Annotated in this window: 14 protein-coding genes, 1 other RNA gene and 1 pseudogene; 13 read left to right on the forward strand and 3 right to left on the reverse strand. The window is 46.0% G+C overall.

Annotation, left to right across the window (positions count from 1 at the left end; genetic code table 11):
- The first annotated feature begins 18 nt into the window (after positions 1 to 18).
- The gene (locus PODO_RS00555; protein WP_038568060.1) at positions 19 to 525 is read left to right on the forward strand and encodes a YwhD family protein; all 507 of its coding nucleotides are present in this window, start codon (positions 19 to 21) and stop codon (positions 523 to 525) included.
- Positions 526 to 604: 79 nt separating this feature from the next.
- Here PODO_RS00555 and PODO_RS00560 read toward each other — a convergent pair whose 3' ends face one another.
- On the reverse strand, positions 605 to 1,078 hold the full coding sequence (locus PODO_RS00560) for an AbrB/MazE/SpoVT family DNA-binding domain-containing protein (protein ID WP_038568063.1): 474 nt from the start codon (positions 1,076 to 1,078) through the stop codon (positions 605 to 607).
- Positions 1,079 to 1,284: 206 nt separating this feature from the next.
- Entirely contained in the window at positions 1,285 to 3,351 is a 2,067-nt protein-coding gene (locus PODO_RS00565; RefSeq protein ID WP_038568066.1) for a transglycosylase domain-containing protein, read from the reverse strand.
- Positions 3,352 to 3,532: 181 nt separating this feature from the next.
- On the opposite strand from PODO_RS00565, the gene PODO_RS00570 reads away from it, so the two are divergent.
- The 3 genes from PODO_RS00570 (at position 3,533) to argS (ending at position 7,472) form a co-directional block, all read left to right on the forward strand.
- The gene (locus PODO_RS00570) at positions 3,533 to 4,717 is read left to right on the forward strand and encodes a beta propeller repeat protein (protein ID WP_052096708.1); all 1,185 of its coding nucleotides are present in this window, start codon (positions 3,533 to 3,535) and stop codon (positions 4,715 to 4,717) included.
- Between the two features lie 629 nt (positions 4,718 to 5,346).
- Positions 5,347 to 5,790: a YwiB family protein gene (locus tag PODO_RS00575; RefSeq protein WP_036679946.1), complete on the forward strand. Its 444-nt coding sequence runs from the start codon at positions 5,347 to 5,349 to the stop codon at positions 5,788 to 5,790.
- Complete coding sequence (gene argS, locus PODO_RS00580) at positions 5,787 to 7,472, forward strand: arginine--tRNA ligase (RefSeq protein WP_038568068.1); 1,686 nt, start codon at positions 5,787 to 5,789, stop codon at positions 7,470 to 7,472. The genes PODO_RS00575 and argS overlap by 4 nt, the downstream gene beginning before the upstream one ends.
- A 127-nt stretch (positions 7,473 to 7,599) precedes the next feature.
- Here argS and PODO_RS00585 read toward each other — a convergent pair whose 3' ends face one another.
- Positions 7,600 to 8,766 carry a S8 family peptidase gene (locus PODO_RS00585; RefSeq protein WP_038568071.1) on the reverse strand — a complete coding sequence of 389 codons (1,167 nt, stop codon included), beginning with the start codon at positions 8,764 to 8,766 and terminating at the stop codon, positions 7,600 to 7,602.
- Positions 8,767 to 9,226: 460 nt separating this feature from the next.
- Here PODO_RS00585 and rpoE point away from each other — a divergent pair, with 460 nt between their 5' ends.
- The 9 genes and pseudogenes from rpoE to ffs all read left to right on the forward strand — a co-directional run bounded on the left by rpoE (position 9,227) and on the right by ffs (position 18,396).
- The gene (gene rpoE, locus PODO_RS00590) at positions 9,227 to 9,775 is read left to right on the forward strand and encodes a DNA-directed RNA polymerase subunit delta (RefSeq protein WP_038568074.1); all 549 of its coding nucleotides are present in this window, start codon (positions 9,227 to 9,229) and stop codon (positions 9,773 to 9,775) included.
- 325 nt (positions 9,776 to 10,100) lie between these two features.
- On the forward strand, positions 10,101 to 11,708 hold the full coding sequence (locus PODO_RS00595) for a CTP synthase (protein ID WP_036679937.1): 1,608 nt from the start codon (positions 10,101 to 10,103) through the stop codon (positions 11,706 to 11,708).
- A gap of 271 nt (positions 11,709 to 11,979) precedes the next feature.
- A complete protein-coding gene (locus tag PODO_RS00600) occupies positions 11,980 to 12,366 on the forward strand; it encodes a response regulator (protein ID WP_036679935.1) in 387 nt (128 codons plus the stop codon).
- A 207-nt stretch (positions 12,367 to 12,573) separates the two neighbouring features.
- Entirely contained in the window at positions 12,574 to 13,428 is an 855-nt protein-coding gene (gene fba, locus PODO_RS00605; RefSeq protein ID WP_036679934.1) for a class II fructose-1,6-bisphosphate aldolase, read from the forward strand.
- 188 nt (positions 13,429 to 13,616) lie between these two features.
- Entirely contained in the window at positions 13,617 to 14,870 is a 1,254-nt protein-coding gene (locus tag PODO_RS00610) for a UDP-N-acetylglucosamine 1-carboxyvinyltransferase (RefSeq protein WP_036679932.1), read from the forward strand.
- A gap of 164 nt (positions 14,871 to 15,034) precedes the next feature.
- Positions 15,035 to 16,388, forward strand: a pseudogene (rho, locus tag PODO_RS00615) (transcription termination factor Rho).
- Positions 16,389 to 16,413: 25 nt separating this feature from the next.
- On the forward strand, positions 16,414 to 17,691 hold the full coding sequence (locus PODO_RS00620) for a radical SAM family protein (RefSeq protein ID WP_038568079.1): 1,278 nt from the start codon (positions 16,414 to 16,416) through the stop codon (positions 17,689 to 17,691).
- A gap of 121 nt (positions 17,692 to 17,812) precedes the next feature.
- Positions 17,813 to 18,010: a 50S ribosomal protein L31 gene (gene rpmE, locus PODO_RS00625; RefSeq protein WP_036679927.1), complete on the forward strand. Its 198-nt coding sequence runs from the start codon at positions 17,813 to 17,815 to the stop codon at positions 18,008 to 18,010.
- A gap of 117 nt (positions 18,011 to 18,127) precedes the next feature.
- Positions 18,128 to 18,396, forward strand: an RNA gene (ffs, locus tag PODO_RS30290) — signal recognition particle sRNA large type.
- Positions 18,397 to 18,476 lie beyond the last annotated feature (80 nt).

The following is an 18,476-nucleotide window of genomic DNA, read 5'->3' on the forward strand; positions in this document are numbered from 1 at the left end:
GAGGAAGGGTGTGCACTCGTGGACAACATACAACCGGAGGGCAAGAAACAGATTGCCTTAAATATTGTGAACGCTAAAAGTAAACATAAAGGCTTTGGAGCAGGCTCTATAGATCTCAACAACGTTTCACCTGTCATTATTGATGGTGATGTGGCGGTTATTGATATCGGTGCCATGCATGCCAAGAGTAAGGTGGAAAAAGGAATTAAATTTTCCATGAATCGTGAAGACGTACCGAATGGAAGACAGGTTTGGGTGGTATGGGTAGCGGTAGACCGTACATTGGAAGCTCAATTTTATGGTGGAATCACAGCCTGTGAAATGTGGATTGATACAGAAGCGCGCCGCGGATGGAAAATTCTTGCTGAGCATGTCAATAAGCTGGATGCAGCTCTCAAACGCAAGATCGATGTGGCAGGGCTTGGAGCCGTTGAGAAATCGGCCCTCAAATCCCTTTTGATCTCTCATAATGAAACATGGTGGAATGCATCCTCAGATGAGCTTAAAGCTGCACTGACTGAATAGTATAGGAGCCTCCAGAAGGGTTATCCGATATAGAAAAAGCTTCGACCTCCGGAAATAGGAGCGTCGAAGCTTTTTTAATTTATGATTTGCTTGTGCTGCTAAGCTTGCGTTTGAGCTGACTCACTCTGGCTTGGCTAATCCCGAGGATTTCTGCAAGTTCTTTTTGGTTGGCATAGGGATGATCTTCAATAGCTTGTTCCAGACGTTGGCACATTTCCTCTGTCTTCGACTTTCGGATGCTGGTGTTGTGCTCTGGTGCCTCAACAACAAAATCCTCACGTGACTCTGGCAATTGAGACATGCGTTCAGGATCGACAATTTCTTTTAGACAGCTGCTACAAATAAACTGCTCTTTATAGTAGGTGACATGGTCGTGGCTTCTGCAAAATGTACACTCTGTCGAGGTGTACTTCCTAAGGACGATGATTTTTTCGTCTAAAACAAAAAATTCGATAGGATCACCAATGTCGATATTACGCGTCATACGGATTTCTGCGGGAACCACAATTCTCCCAAGACTGTCTAAACTCCGGATCATGCCTGTATCCTTCATCCCATGTCCCTCATTTACATCATTATATTTTGGTTTCTAATAACTATTATAGCAGTAATTGTGAGTTAAGAGAATGGGGTAAGCATAATAAATAAAACGGTTACATCCCTTATGCGATAAGTGATATTTGAATTTAGAAATCCTGTTGTTACTACAATATATAAATTATAAAAAAAAGAAAAACCCCTTCAATATAAATGAAGAGGCTAATTCAACCACCAGCGTTTAATGTTCTTCCATAGGGAACGATTCTCTTCAGCAGGATTTACCTTGCTTTGTGTGTCATCGACAGCAGGAGCGGCGCCAGTTCCATGCAATTCGCAGTATTCGGTGGGCTCAGTTCCACTAATAAAGGTTTCCAGTTCTTTGTCGGGACATGCTGCTGTAGCAAGTTTACCGGATTGCGGATTGACGTATACGCTGACCACTCCATCTGGAATGGGAAAAATTTTTGGGGGAACATTTTCCAGCGCCTTTTCAGTAAATTGGGCGAAAATGGGAGCTGCACGCCGTCCGTCGGTAGTTGCGATGTCGCGCCCCTTGTCGTATCCAACCCAGACTGCCGTTGATAGCTCCGGGGTGAATCCTACCATCCAGCCATCTGTATCCGTAGTGCCGGTCTTGCCGGCTACCGGACGTTTGATTATGGAAGCCACCCGATTGCCCGTCCCCCCAGTCTCGAATACCCCTTCCATTAAACGAGTCAGTACATAGGCAGCTGCAGGTTCTACGACGGTTACTCCTTTGGGTTGAGGTGCTTCATACAGGACCATGCCATTTGAATCGGTTATTTTTAGAATGGCTGTGGTCGGCATTTTCTGACCGCTGTTTCCAATTACAGCGAAAGCTGCAGCCATTTCAAGCGGACTGATCGGTGAAGTGCCCAGTGCCAGTGAAGGTACGCTTTGAAGTGGACTGTCAATGCCCATCTTCGCAGCCATTTCGCTTACTTTATCCGCGCCGATCTTCATAATTGTATTAACAGCATAGATATTGTCGGATGCTGCGATAGCTTGCCGCATATTAATTTCACCCAGATACTTATCCCCAAAGTTTCGGGGCTGATACGTTTTGCGGTTGTTATCATAATGAAACATCGTTGGCTGACTATTAAAGACCGAAAGTCCTGTCATCTCTTTGGATGAGAGTGCGGCCAAATACATAATCGGCTTAAAGGAAGAACCCGGCTGGCGTGTGGTGGCCAAAGCATGATTGTACTGGTTGGTACGATAATTTTTTCCGCCGACCATTGCTTTGATGTAACCGGTGCGAGGATCGATGGATACAAGTGCAGTCTCCAGATCACTAGTTTGATCCATCTCTTTGTCAACGGCATTTTCTGCGGCATGCTGCATGTCAGGGTCAAGGGTGGTATAGACATTTAATCCGCCTTGCTCCAGCTCATCATTACTGATGTGGAGAGACTCTATGGCCAAATTGCGGATATAATCCCGGAAATAAGGCGCAGCTACAAGCGTATCCTTTTGTCCTTGCGGCTTGAAGTTTAAGTTCTCCTGGACGGCTTGTCCCGCTTCTTCCTGAGTGATATTGCCTAAATTGGCCATGACGGTCAGGATGATTCTCTGGCGCTTTTTAGCATTGTCCATGTGGTTGTAAGGTGAATAATAGGTAGGTCCCTTTGGAATTCCAGCCAGCATGGTACTCTCTGCCAGGTCTAAATCCGCTGCAGATTTACCAAAATACATCCGTGAGGCTGCTTCAATGCCGTAAGCACCGTGGCCATAGTAGATATTATTTAAATACATGTTCAGGATTTCATCTTTGCTGTATTTCATCTCCAGCTGCATCGTATAGACAGCTTCTTTAGCCTTGCGCGTCCATGTTTTTTCATGGGATAGGTAGAGGTTACGTGCGAGCTGCTGAGTTAGCGTACTAGCACCCTGCGACCGGTTTCCCTCTTCCAGATTGACTAGAACAGCTCGCGCCATCCCCTTCAGATCAAATCCGGAATGTTCATAAAATTTACGATCCTCGACTGCTAGTGTAGCTTCAATGAGCAGGGGAGAAATTTGACTTAATTTGACGGGTTCGCGGCTGCGGCCGTCTGAGGTAAAGGTGGCAAGAATATTGCCCCGGGAGTCAAACAGCTTGGAGCGCACATCATCGCTAATCGGTGGAAGATCTTTTTGATATAGATAACCGAGCAGAGCTCCGGTGGTTAATACAAATAATATGATCAAGGCTGCCAGCAGCCGAAATAAACGCCGGAAGCGGCTTTTTCGTTTCGGTGGATTCGTTGATTCGCGTGTCATGGCACCAGACTCCTTTCTCTCATATTATGGGGAAGGATCTGGAAGGATATTCATTAGGGATATGGAGGGTAACAAATTGTTTCTATTTTGTGATTGTTTAAGGTAGATAGGCCATCATCTCTGGAGGTATAACAGAGTAGGGATTGTAAGTAAGGGTATATACATATTAGGAGGTGTCATCATGAAATGGACGAAAAAGATTCATAAGACGACAATAACCGCCCTCTCGGCGACGCTTATTATGGTATCAGGCTGGAGTGCACCAGTAAGTTCTGTACATGCTGCGGCTGCACCAGCACCAGCGACTTGCGGCACAGGAGATCACGGCTTGCTACAGGCCCTGCAAAACAAGCACTCAGGTGATATATCCACACCGCTTAGCTTTTCTGATGTTCAGTTTTTGAAAGGGAATACCGGACGGGCAGCAGGTAATGGATTTATGATTGGTACCTCTGACGGAGGCTGCCATTTTCAAGAGATCTATCAAGGCCAATGGAGCTTCAAACAATTCGATTTTCCCGATAATGTACATGGCTTTGCTCTTGCTTCTGTAGAGGAGGGGCAGGCTCAATATTTAATCGGTACCTCTAACGGTGGCTCGGAGTGGAAGAGACTTTCGAACAAAGCCGTCAGCTTTGAAAGAATAAATTTTATCGATAGTAAGAAAGGTTTTGCTTATGAGAGAGCCGCAACGTATCACACCAAAGACGGGGGGCTGAGCTGGAGTAAGATTTCCACCCCACCCAATACAAGAGGTGCTTATTTTAGTGACCGGAATACCGGCTGGGCGGTTGTAATCGTGCCGGGAAGCGGGTATCGGGTAATGAAGACCACAGATGGAGGGGCAACTTGGAGCCTTTCACTTAAGGCGGCTTTTGCCGAGCCCGAGTTTGGACAAATCTCCGCTAAGGGAGATCAGGTCGCTGTAGTGCTCTATGGCGGTACGGGGATGAGTCAGACCTCCTACTCGCTGTATGAAAGTGCGAACAGGGGGAAAAGTTGGAATCGTGTGATCGCTCAGGAAACTGCGGGCGGCGGACCTGCGCCAGGAAGTGGCAAGGCTGAATTCAATAAAGGGCCAGCTGCTGGCAAACCTGGGAACCTGCAGCTTGTGGGAAACAGCACCTCCTTTTTAGTGGGGTTTTCCCCAGCAGCAGAGAAAGTGGCGGTTGGACGCTCTTATAACGGCGGTAAGCAATGGACTAATCTTCCGGCGCTCGCTGGTTATGAGGGGGTAATCTCCTTCACTAGTAATAAAGAGGGCTGGCTCGCCATCCGTGAGCTTGATTACTCTTCCTTGTATGTGACCAAAGACGGCGGAGCTTCATGGGAACGCAGGTTTTCTTTGAAAGTGATGACCCAATAATTCTTTACAGTGCAAGAATATAAGTTCCGATGTATTGTGAAAATCGCAAATAGACAGCAGAGCAGCGATTCTCCGGATACTTGGAGAATCGCTGCTCTGTATTTTTGTCGTTGGTATCTTTGCTTGCTTCAATAGTACCCTTATCAGTGCCCTAATCAGATCCCTCATCCTCGGAGGGTTACGGACCCAGATGACGTTATTTGCAAATTTTCGGCCTTTGGGATAGAGTTTCGGACTCCAGTAACACTATTCTCTAGAAAGAGGTTCACATGGGTTGTTTTTTAGGCTAATAGCGACTATGAAGTCCGTTATCGCACCAAATATGGAATCATACTGCTTATAGGGTCATTTATGTCCGATAGGTGCTTGGTAAGTGCAAATATTATCTAAGTAAATGATATACATAGAGAATGGACGTTCAAAGTGTGCTTTTAATCATCAATATGGTAATATTTTATGTGCTTATGAAGATATGCTTGATTCTGTATTGAAATGCTTCTTTGAACTGGATTATAGTGTACAATGGGAAAGCGAAATAGGCCTTTGATTAATATAAAAATGTTTAAGCTTTGCCATTAGACGTTTTTCTTATGCAGAATGCAGAGGCTTGCAGAATGGAGGAACGTGTGATGCCTGAAATACAGTCTGACAAATATGATGTCTCTATTACGCTCGTGAGCCTTCAAGATGGTCAGCGAAATGTTATGGAAGCGAATGGAGAAGTAACATCCAAAGGACCGCATCTATATATTCAATATGAAGAATTAGAGCAGGGTCCTCGCGGGGAGGAAGTTTCTGTTCGTACAACGATAAAGATTGCAGGTAATCAACTGAAGCTAATCCGCCATGGCGGGATTCAGTCAGAGCAGAGCTTTGAAGCTGGACGGCGTCTGCCAGGATTCTACCGCTCGCCATATACGCAGTTCAATCTTTCTACGGAAACGAACAAGCTGGAAGTTGTGCGCGAAGGGCGCTCTTTAACGGTTGCCTGGGAATATGATTTGTACGTTTACGAGGAATTGACAGGAAAGTTCGCTATTAGTTTGCATATACAGGAGGAACCGAAATTATGACACATAGTAAGAATCCGTTAGAGCTTGTAAATGAACGGGTAAAAGAAGCCATCGCCGATGCGATTGTGAATGCTGGGCTGGTTGCACCGGAAGAGGTTCCGGATATTGTACTAGAAGTACCAAGAGATAAGGCGCACGGTGATTTGGCTACGAACGCTGCTATGCAGCTGACCAAAATTGCTAAACGTAATCCACGCCAGATTGCTGAAGCTATTATTGAGCATTTGGATACGAGCAGAGCTTCTATTGAGAAAGCGGAAATTGCAGGACCAGGCTTTATTAACTTTACCCTGTCTAAGAACTACTTGTACCCAATCATCAGCCTTGTTGCTGAGCAGGGGGATGACTATGGCCGTATTAATCTGGGTCAAGGTCAGAAGGTTGAAATGGAGTTCGTCAGTGCCAATCCAACAGGTAGCCTACATTTAGGGCATGCCCGTGGTGCTGCTGTCGGTGATGCGCTGTGTAATGTGCTTGATTATGCAGGTTATGAGGTGACCCGGGAATATTATATTAATGATGCCGGTAACCAAGTGGCTAATCTTTGTAAATCCATTGAAACCAGATACCTGCAGGAGCTGGGTCAAGAGGCAGAAATGCCGGAAGATGGTTACCATGGTGAGGATATTAAGGGTTTTGCGAAGGAGCTTGTGGCAGAAAAGGGCGATACCTTGCTCGAGATGAGCCCTAGTGAGCGCGCTGCTTTTTTCCGGACCTATGGACTTAATAAAGAGTTGGATAAAATCAAACGTGATCTAGGTCTTTTCCGTGTAAACTTCGATATCTGGTTCAGTGAAACCTCGCTGTATGAGAACGGAGAAGTACTGCGCTCGCTGGACGAGCTCCGTGATCGTGGAGAAGTGTACGAGCAAGATGGGGCAACCTGGCTGCAAACGACAAAATACGGCGATGATAAAGACCGAGTCTTGATCAAAAATGATGGCACATATACCTACCTTACCCCGGATATTGCTTATCACAGCGATAAGTATGGCCGCGGTTACGATAAAATGATTAACATTTGGGGCGCTGATCACCATGGTTATATTCCGCGGATGAAGGCGGCAATGTCAGCCCTTGGCAATGATCCTGAGAAGCTAGTGGTTCTGATTGCTCAGATGGTCAGCCTGTTCCAGAATGGTGAAAAGGTCAAAATGTCCAAACGTACCGGCAAAGCGGTTACGATGGAAGATTTGATGGAGGAAGTAGGAATCGATGCGATTCGTTATTTCTTCACCATGCGCAGCATGGATTCTCATCTTGATTTCGATATGGATTTGGCGATCTCTACTTCTAATGAAAATCCTGTATTCTATGTTCAATATGCGCATGCCCGTATTTGCAGTATTTTCCGTCAGGCAGAGGAGCAAGGGATTTCTATCCCTGATTACGCTGAAATTGACTTCTCCAAGCTGACAGCAGTGCATGAATATGACCTGCTGCGCAAAATTGGTGAGCTCCCGGCAGAAATCGCTGTTGCGGCTGAAGGTTATGCTCCACATCGCCTCATCCGTTATGTATATGATCTGGCTGCGATGTTCCACAGTTATTACAAAGCTGAACGTGTAATTACTGAGGATGCTGCTCAAACCGTGGCGCGTCTTACATTGCTTGGCGCAACGCGTACTACTATTGCCAATGTACTGCGTCTTGTCGGAGTTTCTGCACCGGATCGCATGTAAATCAACAGCAAACGACAAAAAATCCGCCTTCCGGTTTCCTGGGGGCGGATTTTTCTTGGCTGCCGTTCTTCGCACCGGCATCAGCTGCGCTCACGTCAGAGTGACCCACCCGGTGCCCGGGCGGGGTCTACACGTTCGCGGAGACCGAACGCTTCGCCCTTACTCCTGCTCTCAGCAGTCGCAGGGCATCGGCAGAGCCGCCGCCTAGGGATGCGCGGCGTTGCCCCTTGCGTAGCCGCACCGGGGACGCGGTGCGGCGCAAGAGCAGCTTCAGCTCCCTTGGCGTGAGGCCCGGTCGCAGTGCGAGCAGCAATGCGGCGGCTCCCGTGACATGCGAGGTCGCCATGGAGGTGCCGCTCATTTCTTTGTAGCCCTCCTTCAGCCAGCAGGAGGGCACGCCTTCGCCGGGCGCGTATACATCGATATATGAACCGCGATTGCTGAAGCCGGCAACCCGGTGTCTTTTATCGATGGCGCCCACGGCTATCGTCTCGGGATAACGTGCGGGATAGTCCCCGCCACGTTTGCCGTCATTCCCAGAGGAGGCAATGACGGCGATTCCGGCCCGATATGCTTTTATAACCACATTGTGGAGCGCCTTGCTTCTAGTCTTCATTCCAAAGCTCATATTAATGACGTCGATTCGGTTCTGCACACACCAATCAATACCTAGCACAATATCGGACACATAGGCTGATCCACTATGATCAAAGGCCTTGACTGGATATAGCAGCGCTCGCGGCGCCACTCCCATCATTCCGCGATTTCCCCCTGCTGCCGCTAAGGTTCCGGCGATATGAGTTCCGTGCCCGTTATCATCCAGCGGCAGCATCCCGCGGTGTAGTAGGTTGACTCCAGAGGCTAATGAATGCTTCAGATCGGGATGACGGTAATCCGCGCCGGTGTCAATGACGCCGATTTTGACGTGAACTCCGGTTGATTTAGACCATGCCTGAGGAGCATGAATCGCTTTCACCCCCCAAGGGAGCGCGGCGATTCCGCTTTTTTCGTTAGCTATGGAATGAATTTGAATTTGCAGATCGTCTTCGACGTTTAGAAGGTCTGCAAATCGGTTCATCAGCTTTCCGGCGGCAGCGGGCACGAAGAAGGCCCGAATCAGCGGAGATACCTGTACTTGACGCAGCTCGGGCTGCTTTGCTTTTAGAGCCTTCCATTGGGAGAAAGCTCCGGCATACTGGCGGGGATCGTTGAAGGTAAGAATACGCCGCTCACCATTTTTTGGGGCAACCGATATTTCTTCAAGAAGCATGTTCCAAAATTTGTAATAGTCCATAGGTTTCGCTGTCCCCCCTCGGTGCCCTGCTGCCATATTGTATGAGCGGAGGGAGGGGTCCGAATGGGAACTTGCCCTTTTTTAAGGAAATGGGCTGCCCAGCGTGTCAAAAGACGGCGCTTTACATAAAATAAACAGAAGAGATTAAAACTCTCTTTGTAACATCCCGTAAGGAGCCGATCCTTGGCGTGGATACAGTCATGCGCGGAGGTCTTCCTCCGCCTTTTTAAATCCCATTTCTGAAAACTTTGGGTGCGGCGACCCTTGCTACAATTACATATCAACTCTTCTTGATGAAGACAGGTTTCCTGTATGGATAATAAGCAGGAGGCTTTTTCTGTTGGGAGGTTCTTGCATTTGACTTGCATTTTGTTGTTAAATAGGTTTTACTTAGTTTTGTTAATGGATATTATTGAAATAAACCGTAATGTGAACAATGCGTGAGAGGAAGTGTCCTTTAGTGAGTACGCCACTCAATTTAAAGCTAGACCCTGAGAAAGTTAAAGAAATGCCAATGGTGGATCTTGCCTTTCTGGTGCTTAAAGCAGCCAATACACCGTATTATTACCGTGATCTGATGGTCGAGGTAGCCAAGTTACGCGGTATGACCGATCAAGAAAGCCAAGATACTATTGCCCAGTTATATACCGAGATTAACATTGACGGGCGTTTTGCCTGTGTCGGAACCAACCTTTGGGGACTGAAACGCTGGTATCCTCTAGAGCGCTCCGATGATCCGGTTGGTAACACTAAACGAGTGCGCATCATCAACGATGAAGACGATGATTTGGAAGATGACGATTTTGCTGATGAAGAAGAAAACTACACAGCTGAAGAAGAGGATTTCGACGCTATCGATGAAGATCGCGACGACCTCTATTCTGACGACGACAGCGAAGAAGAAGTCGACGAAGATGTCGTGATCGATGAAGATGACATAGACGAAGACGATACGGACGAAGACGATGCAGAAGATAGCGACGATGAAGATTCCGAGGATGACAAGTAAGATCAATAATCAGAAGAGTCTTGTCTGTGGCATAATTCCTCCCTTGACAGTGGGGGATCGTCAGAGTAAACTATTGCATGGGCTTATCATGTAAGTTAATAAACGTGTTTTCTAAAATAAAAAGTGCCCCGGTTCTACGGGTGTCACTTTTTTGTTTTTTTAGATGCAAAGTAGCTGTAGATTAATGGAATTTGCGGGATGACGTTTTATGTTTTCCCCGGTGAATTAAACTTTTGATTTCCCCTGTTTTGATGATAGTAAAACGGGTTACGATAAACACCATGTGCCGCTTTTATGTTTGGACTTTATTTAGGAGGGTTTTACAGTGACAAAGTATATTTTTGTAACGGGTGGCGTTGTGTCTTCCCTGGGTAAAGGCATTACCGCCGCTTCGCTGGGCAGGCTGCTCAAGAACAGAGGTCTAAAGGTAACGATTCAGAAATTTGATCCGTATCTTAACGTAGACCCTGGAACAATGAGCCCTTACCAGCACGGAGAAGTCTTCGTAACGGATGACGGTGCAGAGACTGACCTTGACCTTGGGCACTATGAACGGTTTATTGATATCAATCTGTCGAAGAACAGCAATGTGACGACAGGTAAGATCTATTCATCCGTAATCAGCAAGGAACGTCGTGGAGAGTACTTGGGTGGAACTGTACAAGTTATCCCGCATATTACGAATGAGATCAAAGAACGCGTGTTCCGCGCGGGCCGCGAGACTAACTCTGATGTTGTTATCACAGAGATCGGCGGTACTGTAGGGGATATTGAAAGTCTTCCGTTCCTGGAAGCGATTCGTCAAATCAAGAGTGATATTGGCCGGGAAAATGTGATGTATATCCACGTAACCTTGATTCCTTATATCAAGGCTGCTGGAGAAGTGAAGACGAAGCCGACACAGCATAGCGTTAAAGAGCTGCGCAGTATCGGTATTCAACCGAATGTCATCGTGTGCCGTACGGAATATGAGCTTTCCGCAGATATGAAAGCCAAAATCGCACTCTTTTGCGATATTGATGCTAATGCTGTTGTGGAATGCCGCGATGCTTCGACGTTATATGAAGTTCCATTGAACCTTCGTGATGAAGGATTGGACGAGATTGTTGTTAATCATTTGAAGCTTACAACACCTGCGCCAGATATGCGCGAATGGGAAAGTATGCTTAGCCGGATTCAGAAATTAGAGAAGACAGTAGAAATAGCAATTGTAGGTAAGTACGTAGCACTGCATGATGCTTATTTGAGCGTTGTTGAATCACTTTCACACGCAGGTTTTGCTGCGAATGCAGAGGTTAAGATCCGCTGGGTGAACGCAGAGGAAATTACAGATGAGAACGTGGACGAAATGCTGCGTGGCATTGGCGGTATTCTTGTTCCTGGTGGTTTCGGTGATCGGGGAATCGAAGGTAAAATCTCCGCTATTCGTTATGCCCGTGAGCAATTGATACCTTTCTTTGGGATTTGCCTTGGAATGCAGGTTTCTGTAATTGAATATGGCCGTTCTGTTCTTGGACTACAAGGTGCAAACAGCTCCGAAATCGATCCAAATACACAATATCCATTGATTGATTTGCTTCCTGAGCAAAAAGATATTGAAGATATGGGTGGCACTATGCGTCTTGGGTTGTATCCTTGTAAGATTATTCCGGACTCTCTGGCAATGTCTTGCTATGATGATGAACTGGTATATGAGCGTCATCGTCACCGGTATGAGTTCAACAATACTTACCGTGATGAAATTGAAAAAGCGGGACTGGTTATCTCCGGAACTTCTCCGGATGGCCGTTTAGTTGAGATCGTAGAGCTTCCAGAGCATCCGTGGTTCCTCTCGGTTCAATTCCACCCGGAATTCACTTCACGTCCGAACCGTCCGCAACCGCTATTCCGTGAATTTGTCAAAGCCTCTTTGACGCATTCCGAGCAGCAGTAATTTATACACAGACAGAAAGAACCCATCGGTTCTTAAATAGTCTAAGAGAGCCTTCATCCGAAGGCTCTCTTTTTGTATTACCCTTTAATAGAAATATTGTAACTGACATTTATTTCATTTTAGACTCTTTATTTACCCATTTTATCCAATTAGCAGGATTTGGACAGTAAAGCACGAATAATAGGTTTCGTATGGAGTAGTTTCTAAAGGGGCCGGTCGCTGTGGAGAGCGCGGTATAGTCAATCTGCCTTAATTTCTGGGAGGGTATCGTATGGAAAAGAAGAAAGTATTAATTGTCGATGATCAGAACGGGATCCGGATTCTTCTTATGGAAGTGTTCAATAGTGAGGGATATACAACATTTCAAGCGGCTAACGGAAAATTGGCATTAGACATTGTTCGCAGCGAGTCACCCGATTTGGTCTTACTCGATATGAAAATACCGGGAATGGATGGACTCGAGATCCTGAAGCATCTAAAGGAGATCAATCCGTCCATTAAGGTCATTATGATGACGGCATATGGTGAACTGGACATGATTAAGGAGGCGACCAAGCTAGGGGCGTTAATGCATTTTACAAAGCCGTTCGACATAGACGAAATGCGCGTAGCGGTAAACATGCATCTTCATAACAAGTCTGTGGATCAATGCAGTTAGAACGGTGATTTCTGTATCGGTCCTATTTCGCGTGGTGACTCCGAAGAGGATGAGTCTAATTGCTATATGGGCTGGATAAAAATCGTCCCACCGGGACATTTTTTTGTTTACCCTATTTAGTATTTGACACAGGATGTGCTATAATAAGCCTGTATGTGATGTCGGTTTAAAAACATAGCCAACCAACATTCTTAGGAGGATGAAACCATGCCATTAGTATCTATGACAGACATGTTGAACAAAGCACTTGAAGGAAAATATGCAGTAGGTCAGTACAACATTAACAACTTGGAGTGGACTCAAGCTATTCTTGGTGCCGCTGAACAAGAAAAATCACCAGTAATCCTTGGTGTATCTGAAGGCGCAGCACGCCACATGGGCGGCTTCACTACTGTTGTTAAAATGGTTGAAGGTCTAATTATTGACATGAATATCACTGTTCCTGTAGCTATCCACCTTGACCATGGATCTAGCTTTGATAAATGTAAAGCAGCAATTGATGCTGGATTTACATCCGTAATGATCGACGGTTCCCATCACCCAATCGATGAGAACATCGATATGACTAAAAAAGTCGTTGAATATGCTCACGCTAAAGGCGTTTCTGTAGAAGCTGAAGTAGGTACTGTTGGTGGACAAGAAGACGACGTTATCGGCGGCATCATGTATGCTAAGCTTGATGAGTGCGTACGTATTGTGAAAGAAACAGGTATCGACACCCTGGCTCCTGCACTTGGTTCCGTTCATGGACCTTACCATGGCGAGCCTAACCTCGGATTCAAAGAAATGGAAGAAATCCGTGACGCTACTAACATCCCAATGGTTCTTCATGGTGGTACAGGTATTCCTGAACATGACATCAAGAAAGCCATCTCCCTGGGTACTTCCAAAATCAACGTGAACACTGAGAACCAAATCGTGTTCGCAAAAGTGGTTCGCGAAGTTCTAGCTGCTAAACCTGATGCTTACGATCCACGTACATTCATCGCACCAGGTCGCGATGCAATCAAAGAAACCGTTATTGGTAAAATTCGCGAATTTGGATCCAACAACAAAGCCTAATCATTGTAGCTTCCGCCTCAGGTGGACAAGCAATTTGTTAAAGGATAGGGCTATTACTCTGTCCAGTTGAATAGTTTGATGAGGAAAGCACACCGCTTAGCCGGTGTCTTTCCATTTTCATCACTAAAAGTCCACAGCACGTATTGCCCACCCAGCTGCAATACACGTAGGGGGAAATTGATAAATCTATGGAAAAATTAATGATTGGCGGTGGACGTCCGCTAGAGGGCGTTGTAACCATCAGTGGAGCAAAGAATAGTGCCATTGCGCTTATTCCTGCGGCAATTTTGGCCGAATCTGAAGTTGTTCTGGATAATTTACCGTCCCTTAGTGATGTAGCCGTTTACTCCGAAATCTTGCAAGAGCTTGGCGCTAATGTATCCTGGTCAGGCAATCAGATGAGAATTGACCCTTCACGTATTGTATCTATTCCAATGCCCAATGGGCCGGTTAAGAAACTTAGAGCTTCGTATTATATGATGGGAGCTCTGCTTGGAAGATTCAAAGAAGCGACAATAGGTCTTCCTGGTGGCTGTAATTTTGAACCTCGTCCAATTGATCAACATATCAAGGGTTTCGAGGCTTTAGGAGCAACAGTTACCAACGAACATGGTTCTATCCATTTATATGCAAAAGAGCTACGCGGTGCGAAGATTTATCTGGACGTATCAAGCGTAGGTGCCACTATAAACATCATGCTGGCGGCTTCACGAGCCAAAGGCTCTACAATTATTGAAAATGCGGCTAAAGAGCCTGAGATTATAGATGTAGCTACCCTATTGAACTCTATGGGCGCTGTTATTAAAGGCGCTGGTACAGAAACCATCCGGATCGAAGGGGTCTCGGAAATGCACGGTTGCCGTCATTCCATTATTCCCGATCGGATTCAAGCAGGAACTTATATGATTGCCGCTGCGGCTACGCGTGGTAATGTGTTGATAGATAATGTTATTCCTAAGCACTTGGAAGCCTTAACAGCCAAGCTTTTAGAGATGGGCGTGGATATTGAAGAGCTTGATGAAAGTATCCGAGTTATAGGTAGAGCTAATTATGAACATGCAGATGTTAAAGCACTGACCTATCCTGGATTTCCTACAGATTTACAATCTCCTATGACAAGTATGCTGACACAGGCAGAAGGGGTTAGTGTGCTTAGCGATTTCGTTTACAGCAACCGCTTCAAGCATGTGCCAGAGTTGGTAAGAATGGGCGCAAAGATTCGTGTTGAGGGCCGATCTGCAATTATTGAGGGCAGTAAACTTAATGCTGCAAAAGTAAAGGCAGCTGATCTGCGTGCGGGTGCAGCCCTTGTCATTGCCGGGTTAACAGTAGAGGATGGTATTACTGAAGTGACCGGCGTAGAGTATATTGATCGTGGTTATGATAATTTAGTGAGCAACCTTCGGCAACTTGGTGCTCATGTTTGGCGTGAGAATGAATAATATTAGGATATCCCGCTTGGAAGGAGTATTAATTTGCGGCCAAACCGCATATTTCCTTCCATTTGGGGTAATACTAACCTAATGAGCATTTTAATAGAATCATATTTTTGCCTAGTAGATAGACTAGGAAGAACTCATTTAAAAATTGAATAGGTGGTTATTACATGGATCTTCAAATTTCCGATCTGGAAGAAATGAAGCTGACCGAGTTATATAAGCTGGCCAAGAAATACCAGATCCCTTATTACGGACAGCTGAAGAAACGGGAACTGATCTTTGCGATCCTTCGGGCACAGGCAGAGCAGAGCGGTCTCATGTTTATGGAAGGCGTGCTAGAAATTTTGCCTGAGGGCTATGGATTTCTTAGGCCAATTAACTATTTGCCCAGTGCTGAAGATATTTACATCTCAGCTTCACAAATTCGTAAGTTTGATCTCAGAAGCGGAGATCTTGTGTCTGGTAAATGTCGGACACCAAAAGAAAATGAACGATATTTTGGCCTGCTTCAAGTCAATGCCGTTAATGGCGAGAACCCTGCTAGTGCAGCGGAGCGTCTTCATTTTCCAGCATTAACACCACTTTATCCGCAAGACAAGCTACCGCTTGAAACATCCCCTACTCATTTGTCTACCCGAATAATGGATTTGCTCGCTCCTGTAGGTTTGGGGCAGCGGGGTTTGATTGTAGCACCTCCAAAAGCAGGAAAAACGCTCCTCTTAAAAGAAATTGCCAATAGTATTTCCACTAATAATCCTGAGATTGAGCTCTTTGTATTGCTGATTGATGAACGTCCTGAAGAAGTAACCGATATGCAGCGTTCTGTAAAAGGCGAAGTGGTTGCATCGACGTTTGATGAGCTTCCAGAGAATCATATTAAAGTGGCTGAGCTTGTGTTGCAAAGGGCACTTCGTTTAGTTGAGCACAAGAAGGATGTAGTTATTCTTTTGGATAGCATTACGCGTCTGGCGCGTGCTTATAATCTGGTGGTTCCACCATCTGGACGTACACTAAGCGGGGGGGATTGACCCGGCGGCTTTTCACCGGCCGAAGCGGTTTTTTGGTTCTGCACGGAATGTGGAAGAAGGCGGCTCATTAACTATTTTGGCAACAGCATTAATAGATACTGGCTCGCGTATGGATGATATTATATATGAAGAATTTAAGGGTACCGGTAATATGGAGCTTCATTTGGACCGCAAATTGGCGGAACGCCGGATATTCCCAGCTATCGATATTCGTCGTTCAGGTACACGTCGCGAAGAAGTGCTCTTGAGCAAAGAAGAACTGGATACGATTTGGGCGATTCGCAAAAATATGAACGAATCCTACGATTTTGTGGAGGGATTCATCAAAAAGCTGCGTGATACGAAGACTAATGCTGAGTTCTTGGCATCCTTTGACGTTGCCGGGGCAAAAACAACACCAAACGGGACTGCAAGTAACGGGGGCACCTCCAACAGTGGTACAGCTGCTCGTCGTACCACGCGGGCGAAGACACCTTCAGTACCTACAACTTGAGAATTGATAATAAGAGGAGACTAACATGTATTTGGTATATGCCGACGGGCAAGGAAACGTATATGATCATCCCGAACTGTACGGGCTAGCTCGTAGCGGGGATATGATTGTTGAAATGCTGGAGGAAGAATTAATTCCATTACCAGAAGGTGCTACGCTCGTGGGCTTGCCTAGTACACGTGCTGTGGGTATGAATCCTGAGACGGGTGAAATGATGTCTTTGCCGGAAGGCTCGCAGGCTGTCGGAGCGCTGCTGCCGCAAGGCTATACTCGTCTATGTCTTCCTGGTTATGTGAAGACAGATAAGTCTTATAAGCTTCCTCTGTTTGGGTATTCGGCTGTAGTGTGGAAGGATGGCGGGTTCTATGTTGCGGCAGACCCTACCGATAATCCAGAGAAATGGAATCCACTTAATTGTGACAAAGAAGATCTTGAAGTCAGCGTTGGTGAGATGACAGCCAAATATCCTGATAACCGTCTCTATGAGCATCTTTCTAACTGTGCGCTTGGCTATGAATGCCTGACTTCCTCCAATACCTTTTTAGGGCGTTGGGAGGGCGGTGTACCCGTCTCTTATTCATGTAATGCTGGATGTTTTGGCTGTATTTCTGAGCAACCTGATGATAGCGGCTTTGTATCTCCGCAGACTCGGATGAATTTCCGGCCTACGGTCAACGAAATTTCACAAGTTATGTTGGAGCATTTAAAGACGCCTGAATCGATTATCAGCTTTGGACAAGGCTGTGAAGGGGAACCTTCCACGCAAGCAAAACTTATTATAGAAGCTATTCGTGAAGTGCGCTCGATTACTGATATGGGCTATATCAATATCAACACCAATGCGGGATTAAGCGATCATATGCGAGGAATCGTTGATGCTGGGCTCGATTTGATGCGTGTCAGCACAATCAGTGCCCTTGATGACCATTATAATGCTTATTACAAACCACGCGGTTATACATTGGCCAATGTAGAGAAATCTTTGAAATACGCTGCTTCGCAGGGCGTTTACACATCGATCAATTATCTGATCTTCCCTGGAGTGACTGATCGCGAAGAAGAGATTGAAGCGATGCTGGAGTTTGTAAGACGTACTGATCTGAAGCTTATTCAGATGCGTAATCTAAACATTGACCCGGAGAGCTATTTAGAGTTGATTCCTCCTGCCCAGGGTGAAATCCTTGGGATGAAGACGATGCTTGATATTTTCCGCGATGAACTTCCGGATGTAGTTATAGGCTCTTATACACATGTGCCACCAGCAGATATGGCGCGGGCTAAGCGGCGGGGAATCAATATTTAAGCAGCTAAAATGTAAAAATGAAACATATTGCCCAATTCGATATTTCGTGCTAAAATACCACAGTGTAATCATATAACTCTGGGTCCGCATGAGGCTTAGGGCATGAGAGGTGAAATTCAAAATGCAAGAAGCAATTCAACCAAAGTATAATGTAACTAAGGTAACCTGCGCATGTGGCAACACTTTCGAAGCTGGCTCTGTTAAACAAGAGCTTCGTGTCGAAATTTGCTCCAACTGCCATCCGTTCTTCACTGGCAAGCAGAAGTTCCTGGATGCCGGCGGTCGCGTAGATAAATTTAAGAAGAAATATGGTATCTAATTTGAACAGTCGCTTTGCGGCTTAACGGTTAGATTGAGCCCCCAGCTGTATAGCTGAGGGGCTCATTTTATGTCTTGGAGTTGATTTTTGTCCGAGCGTGAGCTATACTTATCTTCGCCGTGCTAGACGGGGAGGTAGCGGTGCCCTGTAACTCGCAATCCGCTGTAGCGAGGTTGAATTCCTGTTAGAGGTGCTATCGATGTGAGGCCTTGGTTCCTATGGGCTGTGTTGACAGTTGGGTCCTCCGCAATGAGTGCTTATGAACCTGGTCAGGTCCGGAAGGAAGCAGCCATAAGTAAGATTACTCTTGTGCCGGAGGGTGGCCTAACTCGAGCAGTCATGTAGGGTTGCCGCTTGGATCGTAGCCATCAATAACAGGTGCACGGTTTATAATTCTGTTTATCATAGCATCTTTGCCACAAGCAAAGATGCTTTTTGTTTTTGGTCAATAGCCGATGAATATAGT

It is taken from the genome of Paenibacillus odorifer (assembly GCF_000758725.1).
Taxonomy (GTDB): Bacteria; Bacillota; Bacilli; order Paenibacillales; family Paenibacillaceae; genus Paenibacillus_AQ; species Paenibacillus_AQ odorifer.

Excerpts from the sequence above, each read along its gene's own strand:
- PODO_RS00560 (WP_038568063.1), bottom strand. The coding sequence starts at position 1,078 with ATGAAGGATACAGGCATGATCCGGAGTTTAGACAGTCTTGGGAGAATT.
- PODO_RS00565 (WP_038568066.1), bottom strand. The coding sequence starts at position 3,351 with ATGACACGCGAATCAACGAATCCACCGAAACGAAAAAGCCGCTTCCGG.
- PODO_RS00570 (WP_052096708.1), top strand. The coding sequence starts at position 3,533 with ATGAAATGGACGAAAAAGATTCATAAGACGACAATAACCGCCCTCTCG.
- PODO_RS00575 (WP_036679946.1), top strand. The coding sequence starts at position 5,347 with ATGCCTGAAATACAGTCTGACAAATATGATGTCTCTATTACGCTCGTG.
- argS (WP_038568068.1), top strand. The coding sequence starts at position 5,787 with ATGACACATAGTAAGAATCCGTTAGAGCTTGTAAATGAACGGGTAAAA.
- PODO_RS00585 (WP_038568071.1), bottom strand. The coding sequence starts at position 8,766 with ATGGACTATTACAAATTTTGGAACATGCTTCTTGAAGAAATATCGGTT.
- PODO_RS00600 (WP_036679935.1), top strand. The coding sequence starts at position 11,980 with ATGGAAAAGAAGAAAGTATTAATTGTCGATGATCAGAACGGGATCCGG.
- fba (WP_036679934.1), top strand. The coding sequence starts at position 12,574 with ATGCCATTAGTATCTATGACAGACATGTTGAACAAAGCACTTGAAGGA.
- PODO_RS00610 (WP_036679932.1), top strand. The coding sequence starts at position 13,617 with ATGGAAAAATTAATGATTGGCGGTGGACGTCCGCTAGAGGGCGTTGTA.
- PODO_RS00620 (WP_038568079.1), top strand. The coding sequence starts at position 16,414 with ATGTATTTGGTATATGCCGACGGGCAAGGAAACGTATATGATCATCCC.
- rpmE (WP_036679927.1), top strand. The coding sequence starts at position 17,813 with ATGCAAGAAGCAATTCAACCAAAGTATAATGTAACTAAGGTAACCTGC.